Annotated in this window: 12 protein-coding genes; 1 reads left to right on the top strand and 11 read right to left on the bottom strand. The window is 69.2% G+C overall.

Annotation, left to right across the window (positions count from 1 at the left end; genetic code table 11):
* The 11 genes from AOK23_RS35250 to AOK23_RS35200 all read right to left on the bottom strand — a co-directional run.
* Window positions 1-352, bottom strand: a 352-nt coding sequence (locus AOK23_RS35250; RefSeq protein ID WP_157878240.1) for an aldehyde dehydrogenase family protein, incomplete at its 3' end; no start/stop codon positions are given.
* A 64-nt stretch (window positions 353-416) separates the two neighbouring features.
* Window positions 417-1397: an aldo/keto reductase gene (locus tag AOK23_RS35245; protein ID WP_055716601.1), complete on the bottom strand. Its 981-nt coding sequence runs from the start codon at window positions 1395-1397 to the stop codon at window positions 417-419.
* A complete protein-coding gene (locus AOK23_RS35240) occupies window positions 1394-2248 on the bottom strand; it encodes an MBL fold metallo-hydrolase (protein ID WP_055716600.1) in 855 nt (284 codons plus the stop codon). The genes AOK23_RS35245 and AOK23_RS35240 overlap by 4 nt, the downstream gene beginning before the upstream one ends.
* A 190-nt stretch (window positions 2249-2438) precedes the next feature.
* The gene (locus AOK23_RS35235) at window positions 2439-3545 is read right to left on the bottom strand and encodes a zinc-binding dehydrogenase (RefSeq protein WP_055716599.1); all 1107 of its coding nucleotides are present in this window, start codon (window positions 3543-3545) and stop codon (window positions 2439-2441) included.
* Window positions 3546-3643: 98 nt separating this feature from the next.
* The gene (locus AOK23_RS35230) at window positions 3644-4663 is read right to left on the bottom strand and encodes an alcohol dehydrogenase catalytic domain-containing protein (RefSeq protein WP_055716598.1); all 1020 of its coding nucleotides are present in this window, start codon (window positions 4661-4663) and stop codon (window positions 3644-3646) included.
* A gap of 52 nt (window positions 4664-4715) precedes the next feature.
* Window positions 4716-5792, bottom strand: a complete 1077-nt coding sequence (locus tag AOK23_RS35225) for a hypothetical protein (protein ID WP_055716597.1) — start codon at window positions 5790-5792, stop codon at window positions 4716-4718.
* Window positions 5789-6310 (bottom strand): HtaA domain-containing protein, encoded by a 522-nt coding sequence (locus tag AOK23_RS35220; RefSeq protein WP_055716596.1) that lies wholly within the window; start codon window positions 6308-6310, stop codon window positions 5789-5791. Before AOK23_RS35220 ends, AOK23_RS35225 begins: the two co-directional genes overlap by 4 nt.
* Window positions 6307-7599: an NAD(P)/FAD-dependent oxidoreductase gene (locus AOK23_RS35215; RefSeq protein ID WP_055716595.1), complete on the bottom strand. Its 1293-nt coding sequence runs from the start codon at window positions 7597-7599 to the stop codon at window positions 6307-6309. The genes AOK23_RS35220 and AOK23_RS35215 overlap by 4 nt, the downstream gene beginning before the upstream one ends.
* 6 nt (window positions 7600-7605) lie before the next feature.
* On the bottom strand, window positions 7606-7929 hold the full coding sequence (locus AOK23_RS35210) for a 2Fe-2S iron-sulfur cluster-binding protein (protein ID WP_055716602.1): 324 nt from the start codon (window positions 7927-7929) through the stop codon (window positions 7606-7608).
* Window positions 7930-7934: 5 nt separating this feature from the next.
* Entirely contained in the window at window positions 7935-9197 is a 1263-nt protein-coding gene (locus AOK23_RS35205) for a cytochrome P450 (RefSeq protein ID WP_055716594.1), read from the bottom strand.
* A 31-nt stretch (window positions 9198-9228) separates the two neighbouring features.
* Entirely contained in the window at window positions 9229-10524 is a 1296-nt protein-coding gene (locus AOK23_RS35200; RefSeq protein WP_055716593.1) for an alpha/beta fold hydrolase, read from the bottom strand.
* A gap of 212 nt (window positions 10525-10736) precedes the next feature.
* Between AOK23_RS35200 and AOK23_RS35195 the strand changes: the two genes are divergently transcribed.
* Entirely contained in the window at window positions 10737-11438 is a 702-nt protein-coding gene (locus tag AOK23_RS35195; RefSeq protein ID WP_055716592.1) for a TetR/AcrR family transcriptional regulator, read from the top strand.
* The last annotated feature ends 612 nt before the right edge of the window (window positions 11439-12050 follow it).

Below are 12050 nucleotides of genomic sequence, written 5' to 3'. Positions count from 1 at the left end.
TGCCGATGGGGTGGTCGGTGGCCGGTCGGGCTCGTACTCCAGGCTGAACATCAGCCGGTAGCGGCGGGAACTCCGCACCGTAATCGACCTCACCGTAGCTCCCAGCCAGTGGCTTACCCATGTCGAGAGTCATCAGCAGAGCGAAGTCGTCGCGATGACCGATGACCAGTTCCCAAGCGCGCCGCCACCCCGGCACGCTCGCGAGCCGGGGGGCGGCCCACTCGGGCTGTGCCTTCACTGGGGCATCCAGCGCGCGGGCGCCATCGGCGGGGTCGGCCGCGGCGACCTCGGTCAGCACCTGGCCATCGGCCGGATCGAACACCGGAGATGTGCGTCCGTCGATGGCCGGCACCTGTTCACCACCGACCTACAGCCCGGTCGTGGTGCGCGGCCCGGCGGGGCAGCGGCGGGAGGACTCAGATGATTCCGTTGCGGACCAAGGTGTTCGCCGCTTCGAGCTTGGTGATCTCCTCGGTGGTGAGTTCGAGTTCGAGACCGGCGACGGCGTCGTCGATATGGTGTTCCTTTGTGGCACCCACAATCGGCGCGGCCACCGGGGATTTATTCGCCACCCAGGACACCGCGACCTGCGCCATCGGCACCCCGCGAGCCTCGGCGACTTCCTGCACAGCGGTCACGACCCGCTTGTGCGATTCCTCGTCACGGGTATACAGCTGTGGAGTCAGTGTGTCGTTGGCTTCACGCCCGGACCCTTCCGAGCCCCACGGCCGGGTGAGCCGTCCACGCGCGAGCGAGCTCCAGGGCAGAATTCCCATGCCTGTGGCTTCGGCATAGGGCGCGACCTCGCGCTCCAGCTCCCGCGCCAGCAAGTTGTAGTGCAGCTGATTCGACACGAACTTGGTCCACCCGTGCCGGTCTGCCGCGTTCTGCATGAGCGCGAGCTGCCACATCAGGAGATTGGATGCGCCGATATAGCGGGCTTTGCCAGCCTTGACCACATCGTGCAGTGCTTCCATCGTCTCTTCGATCGGTGTGTTCGGATCGAAAGCATGGATTTGATAAAGGTCGACGTAGTCGGTACCGAGGCGGCGCAGCGAGGCGTCGATCTCGTGCATGATGGCGACCCGGCTCAGGCCGGAGCCGTTGCGAGACGGGCGCTGATGCCCGTACACCTTCGTCGCGATCTGGAACTCGTCGCGCGGACCCAACTCTCTGGTCAGCGTGCCCAGGATTTCCTCACTTGTGCCGCTGGAATATACGTTGGCGGTGTCGAAGGTCGTGATACCCGCCTCGTAGGCGCGGCGGACGAACGGACGGGCCTCATCGAGGCCGATGGTCCACGACGGGTAGCCCTGCGAGGGGTCCCCGTAGGTCATCATGCCCAGGATGAGGCCGCTCATCTCCAGGCCGCTCTTGCCCAGTCGGACAGTTTTCACCTGTCGGTTCCTTTCATGTGCGTTGAGTTCGTGTGGATTCGGCTGCTCGGGATCGGCTGCCACTGCCGTGCGCCCTGCTTGTCACGGATGATGCGGCCGCCCTGGGTCCCCGGGAAGTGTGCGCCGAGACCGATGGCTCCGGTACGTTCCATCTCCTGCGCGAGCCGGTCGCGGGCCCTGGCCGCCGCGGCGCGATCTTCGTCCAGGCGGTCGGTCCACCCATCCTCGACCAGGAGTACGGGGTGATGCGCGGTGTCCCCCAGCAGCAATACTCGGGCTTCGCCGGTCTCGATCTCGCCGACGCAGTTGCCGGGCGTGTGACCGGCGAACAGCCGCAGCGCGACCGAATCCGCGATCTCCGTTCGCTCCCCCTCGGCCAGGTCGAGAAGGTCGGAAACGGCACGGAGGGTATCGGTCACCTGGGCCGTGGCAGGGTTGCTGCCGGGATCAGCACGCATCCAGTCGTAATCAGCGCGGTGGCAGTGGTGCCGGGCGTGAGTGAAGATCGGTTCACCCGCAGGAGCGACCCAGCCGACGTGGTCCAAGTGCAGGTGGGTGAGCACGACATCGGTGATCTGCTCGGGTGTGACGCCAAGATCGGCGAGTGAGTCGAACAGCTTTCCGCGCGTTTCGACGATGTCGATGTTCGGTCCCAGTCCCGCGTCGACCAGGATCGTCCGGTCTCCCGAACGCAGCAGGAAACCGCCCATCGGCATGATCCAGCCCGCACCGTCGAACCACGGCGGCGCGGTCTGCCAATCTTGGCCCGCGCTGGGCGGCGGGTCGAAGAATTCGCCCGGCGGTACGGGATGCTGAGCATCGAGTACGGGATCGATGCTGGTAACGACCACAAGGTCCTCCTCGGCGTTATGTGGCGTGCACGGTGGGCGTTGGCAGTCGGCGGTGCAGCGGCGACGGCACGGCCTTGGACGGCCTCATCGGTTCGCAGGTCGCCCCGCGGTGACGTCGTCACGGCCTCGTCGAGTGCAGTGCTGCGGGACCTCCGATCCCGCGACGAGGGGTGGAGCCGGATGAGGGGGCTCAGAAGGTGAAGACGGTTCGCAGGCCGGTGCCCGACTTCAGGTCGGCGATGGCCTCGTTGATCTCGGCCAGGGGACGACGCCGGGTGATGAGCTCGTCGAGCTTGAGTGTCCCTTCGAGGTACTCGCGCACCAGAACGGGGAAGTCGCGGGCCGAGTAGCCGCTGCCCATCAGCGAGCCGGTGATCACCTTCTCCTGGAGGATGATGTCGGCGATGTTGTCGAGAGCGAGTGCGGAGGAGCCGGGTGCCATGCCCAGGAGGACCGCGGTTCCGCCTGGGCGGGCCGCGGAGACGGCCTGCGCCATGCAGTCCGTCAGACCGGTGCTCTCGAACGTGAAGTGGGCGCCGAAGGGGCCGGTGACGGCGCGGACGGCGTCGGGTACCTGGACGTGGCGGGCGTCGATGACGTGGGTCGCGCCGAACGCGGTCGCGGCCGCCAGCTTCTCCTCACTGACGTCGACGGCGATCACGCTGCCGGCGCCCGCCCGTCGTGCCGCCTGGACGATGTTCAGGCCTACTCCGCCGCAGCCGAGGACCGCGACGTGGTCGCCGGGCCGTACCGTGACCCGGTTGCGGAGGGCACCCACTCCCGTGGAGACCGCGCAGCCGATGAGGCACGCGAGGTCCAGCGGCATGGCCTTGTCGATGGCGATGGCGCACTCCGCGGGCACGATCGTCTCCTCGGTGAACGTGCCGAGGGGGCCGAAGGGGGTCACCGGGGTGCCGTCGACCGACAGGGCGGGGCCGTTCCCCGTGCGTGGGTCCGCCAGCTGAAGGCTCCGCAGACACAACGAGGGATGACCGTCCGTACAGAACTCGCACGTGCCATCGTGCCCCAAGGCGGAGAGGATCACGTGGTCGCCGACGGTGGGGCCCAAGACGCCCGGGCCGACCTCGGTCACCACGCCGGCGCCCTCGTGTCCGGCGACCGCCGGTGGCCGCATGGTCATGCTGGAGACGCCGCCGTAGAGGGCCTGCACGTCCGTGTGGCACAGGCCGGCGGCGGCCACCCGGACACGGACTTCTCCAGGGCCTGGCGGTCGGACATCGACCTCGATGAACTCGATGGGCCCGTCGGCCTTCAACTGGACGGCTGCCCTGGTCATGTCTGTCTCCTTTCGCGTTGCTGATGTTGCTGATGTTGCTGGTGATCTCGCCGGCTGGGGTGCTGCGCTCCTGGCAGCGCGGAGCGCGGCGGGAGGGTTCAGGGCCGCAGGACGGTCTTGACGAAGTCGCGTGCCATGAACGACTGGTAGGTCTCGGCGGCGGCGGACAGGGGAGCTTCGTGGTCGATGACGATGCCCGGCTCGATCCTCCCCGCGGTGATCATGGTGGTGAGGTTGTCGTTGGCCGCGTACGGGTTGCCGGTGACCGGCACGATGGTCACCTGGCGTCCGAACAGGTTCTGCGCGGTGACCGGCAGGTCGCCGTCGAGCAGGACACCGACGAGACCGACGGTGCCGCCGAGAGCCACACACGCCAGGGCGGTGCTGATCGCCGGGATGGCGCCGACGGCGTCGATGGCCACGTCGACGCCGTTCCCACTGGTCAGTTCGAGAACGCGCTCGGCGGCACCCTCACCGCCGGGCACCGGCACCGCGCCGAGCTTCTCCGCCTGCTTCAGGCGACGCTGGTCCAGGTCCACGACGTAGACGGCGGCCGCGCCGCGGGCGAGGGCCAGTCGCGCGATGAGGAGGCCGACCGGGCCGGAGCCGACGACGCCCACGGTCGCACCGCTCTGGAAGCCGGTCTTGACGAGCGCCTCCCAGGCGGTGGGGAGGATGTCGGTGAGGACGAGCGCGTCCTGGTCGGACACGGAGGCGTCGAGTTCGCTGAGTGTGGAGTCGGCGCGCGGGACGCGGACGTATTCGGCCTGGCCTCCGTCGAGGGTGCCTCCGCCGAAGAGCCGGTATTCGGCGCACCGGGGCTGGTTCGCAGTGCGGCAGGGTTTGCACCGTCCGCAGGCGACGAACATCTTCGACAGCACTCGCTGCCCCTCGGTCACATGGTGTACCTGGGGGCCCGTCTCGACGACGGTGCCGATGAACTCGTGCCCCAGCGTGTGGGTGGGCGGCAGGAACGGGTGCCGGACGAAGTGCAGATCCGTTCCGCACACGGCGGCCGCGGTCACCTTGACGATCACGTCATCGGGTTCCACGACAGTGGGCTTGGGAGTATCCGTCACTTCGACGGTGCCATTGCCCTGGGGGACGACAGCGAGCATTCCTGGTTCCTTCACCGACGCACGTCCGTCTTCGGCCGTGCGAATCAATTCGTCAGGCGGAGGTGGTGCCGGCGCTCGTGGAGCGCAGAGCGTGTTCGATGTAGGAGAGTTCCATCACGTGCTCGGCCGTCTTCCAGTAGAGGTCGAGCATTCCGGGGCGCGGCGTCGTGAACGACGACGGTGCCCAGGCGCCGTCGTGGCGCTGGCGCTGTACGAACCACTCGCCCATCCGGACCGTCCAGGGGAGGTCGCCGCCGTCCGGGTCGGCCGTGAGCATGGCGGCGGCGCCCCAGCCGAACTTGCAGATCTGCACCGACGTCGAGTCGTCGTACTGCTCCTCGGTGCCGCCTGTGGTGAGGGCGAGGTACTCACGGCCCAGCCGGAGCGCGGAGGCGTCGCTGGTCTGTTGTGCGTATCCGGCGAGGAAGGCGGCGGCGATGCCGGGGTGGAAGTACGCCTGCCGGGGCGCCCGGAAGTCGACCACGCGCAGGAAGGCCGTCTCGTCCGGGAAGTGGGTGACCAGGGTGTCGCCGCGGCGGCTGGTGAACAGCCGGTGGGGCAGGTCGGGCTGGTCGGCGAGGTTGCGATTCAGCCACCGGTGGACGCCGTCGGCGGTGTGACGGTCACCGGTGACCAGCGCGGAGAAGCCCAGTTGGGCGGTCTTGAGGTTGTCCTCCAGGGGGTCCTGCGCGAAGTCGCGAAGGTCGTAGGCTCCGCCGGTGTCGGGGTTCTGGAAGCGCGCGAGCGTGGTGTTGATCGAGGTCGCGGTGTCGTAGCGGCCGAGCAGCCAGGAGGCGATCGCGAGGGGGGAGAGGTGGTAGACGGGGCTGCCGCCGCCGGGGGCGTCGTAGGGGCCGGGGCGGAGGTCGCCTTCGTCGGTGAGGGCCTCGCGTTCGGCCCAGCCCATCATCGCGGCGGCGGCGTCCGGGGCTCCGCCCACGCACAGGGCCCAGGGGGCGCGCCACCACGAGTTGGCGGTCTCGGCGCCTTCGGGGCGGCCGTCGTCGGCAATGCGGTCGCGCAGCCAGGCCACCCCTTTGGCCCGTGCCTGGCTGATCCGGGTCAGCAGGTCGGGGGTGGGCTCGGTCGGCCAGGGGGTCGTTTCCGTGTCTGACGCGAGGGTCGTCATGGTGTCTTCTCCAGGGCGGTTGTGGAGGAAGGAGTGAGGAGGAGGGTCAGGTCGTCGAATGGTTCGTCCACGGGGTAGACCCCGTTGAAGAGTTCGGATCCCTGAGCCGTCAGCCGGACGTGCGTGCCGAGGCAGGGGCCGGTGTGGTCCGTCGGATCGGCGGTCCGCAGGTGGAGGGTGGTCAGCGGGATGCGGTCGGGTGACTGGCCGGGCGGTGCCGCGATGGTCAGGGTTCCCACGCCGCCGATGACGGACAGCCAGGGGTCGGCGATGCGGAGGAAGAGCAGCCCGTGGTGGGCGGCGAAGCGTACGTCTCCCCGGAACTTCAGCAGGCCGGTGACCGTGTCGGCGTTGAATGCCGACGCATCGTCCGGGCTGAAGAGGAACATGTGCTCGTCGACGACCGAGGCGCCGTCGGTGACCGAGCAGCGGCCCTCTGGAGAGCGGGCGATGTAGCGCAGGAACGGGACTTTGACGCTCCATCGCAGTCCGGGCAGGGCGGCCGAGCCGGCGGTCATGCCACTGCCTGCCGGGGATCGTCGGCGATGAGCTTCTTCAACGGCACGGTGGTGTCAGTGGCCGCTTCGGGCGGGATGGTCCGGCCCGCGGCCAAGGCGGAGCGCACGGCGAGGAAGTCGGCCGGCCGGTTGACGAAGTCGCCGGCGACCAGATGTCCGCCGCGGTAGTAGAGGACGGCGAACTTCTCCGTGTCCGGCTCGCCGCGTACGACGTACCGGTCATGGCCGGTCGACAGGCCCGCGACCTGGAGTTTGAGGTCGTACTGGTCGGACCAGAACCAGGGCACGGCCCAGTAGGGAACCGGCCTGTCGGCGAGCAGGGCGGCGGCGGTCTTCGCCTGTTCGACGGCGGTGTTCACCGACTCGAAGCGGATCCGGACCGGGCCGTCGGGGAGGTCCACCGGCGGGGGGCAGGCGACGCAGTCGCCCGCGGCGACCGTGGTGCCGTCGGAGGTGAGGCCGTACTCGTTGACGACGATGCCGTTGTCGACGGTCAGTCCGAGCTGCTCGGCGAGTTCGGTGCGGGGCACGGCGCCGATCCCGACGACCACCAGATCGGCCGTCAGCACGCTGCCGTCGGGGAGTTCGGCGCCACGGACGCGCCCGTGACCGTCGTCCAGGAGGCGTACGGGCGGCGCTCCGAGGTGCACCCGCACCCCGCGCCGGATGTGGGCGTCGAGGAAGAACTCGCTGGTCGGGACCCCTACGGCACGTTCGAGCAGTCGGTTGTCGGCGAGGGTGACGGTGACCTCGCAGCCGAGCACCCGGGCACTGGCCGCGACTTCGAGTCCGATGAAGCCACCGCCGATGACCAGGACGTCGACCGCCTCTGCCAGGGCCGCACGCAGGGCGAGCGCGTCGTCGGCGTCCCGGAGGTAGTGGACGCCGGCCAGATCGGCGCCGGGGACGGGCAGTCGGCGCGGGCGGGCGCCCACAGTGAGCGCGAGCCGGTCGAACGCGAAGCTACGGCCGGAGTGCGCGTACGCGACACCCGCACCGCCGTCGCCCCGGTCGACCCGGATGATGCGTTCCCCGAGCACCAGCCGGATGCCCTGGTCGGCGTAGAACGCCTCCGAACGCAGTGCGATCGCGTCGGGCGACGTCTCCGCGTGGAGGAGGGTCTTGGAGAGCGGTGGACGCTGGTAGGGCGCGTGCCGTTCGGCGCCGACCACGGTGATCGGGGCTGTGTAGCCGTACTCGCGGAGGGAACAGGCCAGCTGGATGCCGGCCTGACAGGCGCCCACCACGAGCACGCCGGTGCCGCGCGGGGCGACGGCGGTGCTGTTCACGACGTGCTACTCCTGGGCTTCCGGGGTGGTCACGCGCAGCTCGCCGAGCTCTTCGGAGAGCTTGATCTGGCAGGACAGCCGGGAGTTGGGGCAGCGGTCGACGACCGTGCCGTCGAGCATCTCGTCCTCCAGGCCGCTGACCGGTTCCAGCCGATCCAGGTCGGCTTCGTCCACGAAGACGTGACAGGTGGCGCAGGACAGGACGCCGCCGCATTCGCCGGTGATGCCGGGGACGCCGTTGCGGACTGCGGTCTGCATCACCGAGTCGCCGGCCAGGCCGTCGACGACGCGGACCTCACCGGCGTCGGACACATAAGTGACCTTTGGCATGTTCGTCACACCTCCGTCGGGGTCGAAGTGGGGGTGAAGGTCGCGGGGACCGAGATGTAGCCGTGCGCGCCCCCGATGCTCGGGTAGCCGACCACGGCGTCCGGGTCGATGCGCAGGCCGGGCAGCCGGGTGAGGATCGTCTCCAGCATGGCGTCGAGTTCGGCCTTGGCCAGGGGCGAGCCGAGGCAGCGGTGGTGTCCGGTGCTGAAGGAGACGTGGTCGCGCGCGTTGTCCCGCTCCAGGTCGAGCCGGTCCGGGTCGGGGAACTTCAGCGGGTCGCGGTTGGCGCCGGCCAGCCACATGTAGACGCTCTCCCCACGGGCGATCGGCTGCCCGAGGATCTCGGTGTCCCGTACGGCGGTACGGGCGATGCCGGTCCCCGGTGGCCAGAACCGCAGGAATTCCTCGATGGCGTTCTTCCGGTACGCGGCGTCCGTGCGCACCCGCTCCGCCTGGTCCGGGTGCTGGGTGAGATGGATCAGCGCACTTGCGGTCGCGGCGGTAGTGGTGTCGAAGCCGCCGAAGACCAGCGCGTTCACCATGCTCTCGGCCACCTCGAGACCGAGCGGTTCGCCCTGCACCGTACCGGTGGCCAGGGCCGAGAGGACGTCACCGGCCGGGGTCTGGCTGCGTGCGGCCAGCATGTCGCGGAAACGGCCCCGGAGCCGTGCCTGTGCCTCGTGCGGGTAGCGGGGATCGTGCGGCAGCAGGTACACACCCTCGTGCGCGGCGTAGGCGGCGTCGTGCCAGTCGTCGGGGTCGTATCCGAGGACGTAGAGCGTGGTGCGTGCCGTGGTGGGGATGATCACGTCGTCGATCAGCTCGGCGTGCCCCCGCCCCGCCACCTTGTCGAGGGCCTCGTCGAGGAACTGCCGGGCGACGGGGGCCCACTGGCGCAGGGCTTTCGGGGTGAAGAACGGCGCTTCGATGCGGCGGCGTTCGGTGTGCAGCGGCGGGTCGGACTCCCCGAGGTGCAGCCGGTAGGGCATCTGGGGGATGAGCTGGCCCTTGCCGCCGTTCTCGGTGCCGGTCAGGTCGTTGACGGAGGTGAAGGTCTCCCAGTCGGAGCCGATGCGCTGCACCTCCTCCCAGGAGGCCACCACCCAGTAGCCGCCGTGGTGTTCGGTCCAGGCGATGGGGCTGCCGGTGGCGTGGAACCGGGCGGCCAGTTGCTTCCAGGTGTCGCGGTAGGCGGGCGAGTGGTGGTCGAAGTCGATGACCGGCCTGCCGGTGGCCGACCGTCGGACGAGGTCGTGGGTGACACTCATGTCGTACGGGCCTTTCTTCGCGGGAACGGCATCAGGGCTGGCCGGCGGAGGCAGCTTTGGCGATGACCTCGTCGAGGATCGGGACGATGGCGTCGCCGAACCCGATGGGGTCGTCGCAGGGGGCGAAGTGCCCGAGTCCGGCGGCCTTGACGAACTTGGCGCCGGGGATGAACTTCTCGACGGCCGGGCCGCCGTTGACGTCGTCGTCGCTGGCCGGGTCGTACTCGCCGGTGACGACGTAGACGGGCTTCGCGTGGGCGTCGATCTTGTGCCCGTTCTCCTTGAGGTCGTGCTCGAAGGCGAAGTAGTCGTTGTCGCCTGCGTAGATGCCGGGGAACGCCGAGCGGTAGATCCAGTACGTCTCGTGCGCGTTCGGCTCGGGTGCCTGGGGCGCGGTCGCACCGAAGTTGAGCGCGGGGGCGTAGCTGTCGGCGATCGACGGGGTACGGAACATGTCGTTGGAGAAGCCGTCGAACAGCGGCGGGTTGCCGTACCAGCCGTTGAGGGAGATGAACGCGCCGAAGCGGTCGCCGCGTTCGGCCGCGAGGTCGAGGGCGAGCTGGCCGCCGACCGAGCAGCCCATGAAGTACGGGTTGTCCAGGCCCAGGGTGTCGGCGATCGCGACCACCCAGTTGATCAGGCCGTCGCGGCCGGGGCGGTAGGTCTCCTCCCACCAGCGCACCCCGATCGGAGGCAGCGACTTGCCGTGGTAGGGCAGGTCGTAGGCGTACATCGTGAAGCGTTCCTGCATCCGCGGGTCGGCCAGCAGGTGGCGGTACTGGCGGCCGTCGGCGCCTGCGGTCGCCTGCAGCAGCAGCGGGATCGGGCCGTGGCCGGAGGTCTCGTAGTAGATCCGTGCCTCCTGGCCGTTCGCGGAGACGTAGACGTACCGTCCGACGGCGTTGTCCGTCTCACGGAAGGGGTCCTGGAAGGGTTTGCGGACCGGCGCGCCGGCCACCGTCTCGCGCACCACCTGGTACAGGCGGGACCAGCCGCTCTGCCACGGGGCGACGGTGCCGACGAAGTCGCCGACGACGCTCAGACCGCGGACCAGGCCGGCGGTGAAGCTCTCGTAGCCGACCGGGGGGACAGCAGCCGAGAACGCGGTCGACCAGAACTCGGCCGGCGCGGAGAAGGTCACATCGGCGGCGAGGTCCGTGTGCACGTCCTCGGCCCTGGCCGGGACACCGTCCTCGACCACCAGGTCGAACGCCCCCTCGGGCAGATCGAACCGGACGCGGCCGGAGTAGGTGCGCAGCTTGTAGGCCAGTTCCTTGTCGGAACCGGCCGCCGCGAGGAGCTTCTGTCGATCGATGAGAGCAGTCATGGGAGCCCGCTTCCTTACGTGCCGGGAGGGGAGGGAAGGGGCCGACGGGCCATGCCGTACGGCCATCCATTTCATGTCACACTGTGACTCGAAACTCGTGTCACCGTATGACACGAACCTGGGTGTGGCAATAGGCTGGGAAACGTGATGGAAATCAATGGCGGTCGAACGCTTGAACAGTCGCCTGCCGCCGGGTTCGCTAGCCTGGCCCGGTGAGGGACGAGAGCTGGGCCACCGGAGCGAGCGCTGCGCTGCTCGCCGCCGCACAAGGAGTCGCGGCGGTCACCGAGGAGCGGCGCGGTACGACCCTGCGCGACACCAGGAGCATCGCGCGCAGGCTCGGCACGAGCGCAGTCGCGCTCTTCGCCCAACGGGGCTTCGACGACGTGAAGGTCAGTGAGATCGCGGCGCACGCGGGGGTCACGTCACGGACGTTCTTCCGGTACTTCCCGTCGAAGGAAACCGTGATCCTCGACATCTGGGACCAGACGAACGCACGTCTCATGGAGCTGATCGAGACGGTGGGGGAACCCGAGGCCGAGGTGCTGCCGACGCTCACCGAAGCCGTCGTGACCTGGTGTCGCGAGTACGGGGACCTCTTCCCCGCCCTGGCTCCGATGACCGAGCAGTCCGAGACCCTCATGGCGGCCGTCAACCTCCGCACTGCCGTCTGGGAGGACCATCTCGCGGACGCGCTGCGTGTGCGGTACCCGGAACTCGACGAGATGGACGCCAAGGTGTGGAGTTCCACGACGATGGCCCTGCTCCGCCTCTTCCAACGCACCGCCCCCGCCCACGGCCTCAGTTACGCGGAGGCCGCCCAGGACGTCTTCGACCGGCTCGCAGCCCTGGCCTCAAGGAACTCGTCGCATCGGATCGCAGCCGGCTCCCGTCGCCCCAGCGACATCGCCTGACGCCCCGACTCCGGGCTCAGCCCTGCGCCCAGTGACGGTCGAGGGGCTCGTTCAAGATCTGCAGGGCCTGCTCGCGCAGCCGAGCCAGATCCTCCGTCGTGCCCTGGGGAAGAGCCGCCCAGTGGTGATGGGCGGCGCGCAGGGCCGTACCGACCCGCGCCTACGGCGAGAAAGGGGCGCAGGTCGGTGTCCGTGGCAGTGGGCGCTGTCGGGGGTGGAAGCGTTCGTCTCCGAGTGGAGATCAGGCTCGAAGGCGGTCACGTTTTCGAGGGTGCGTGGGTTTCGGACGACGCTGCGGTTGTTCGTCGAGTTCGTCACCGATCCCCGCTGTGGCCGGCCCGCGGAGTTTCAGACCCGATTCGGGACGGTCCCCTCGTAGATCTGCCATGAGTGGAACACCGTGACGCACTCGGCGGAGTCCGAGGGGCAGCCGGCGCGGCGGGCGTTGACCTACGGCAAGTTGCAGGCGCTGTTCGATGCCGCGAATGAGCGGGTTACGCACCCGGATCCTCGGCGGAGTCATCCACGAGTACAGGCATGCCGCGTGAGGTGCACCGATGACTTTTCGAGCGGCGCATGATCGGGCGACCTCGTCCACCTTCCGGGAGCAGA

Origin of the sequence: Streptomyces torulosus, assembly GCF_001419765.1 — a bacterium.
GTDB lineage: Bacteria > Actinomycetota > Actinomycetes > Streptomycetales > Streptomycetaceae > Streptomyces > Streptomyces torulosus.
The sequence above is the reverse complement of the archived record's forward strand: the minus strand, read 5'-3'. Positions and strand labels throughout refer to the sequence as shown.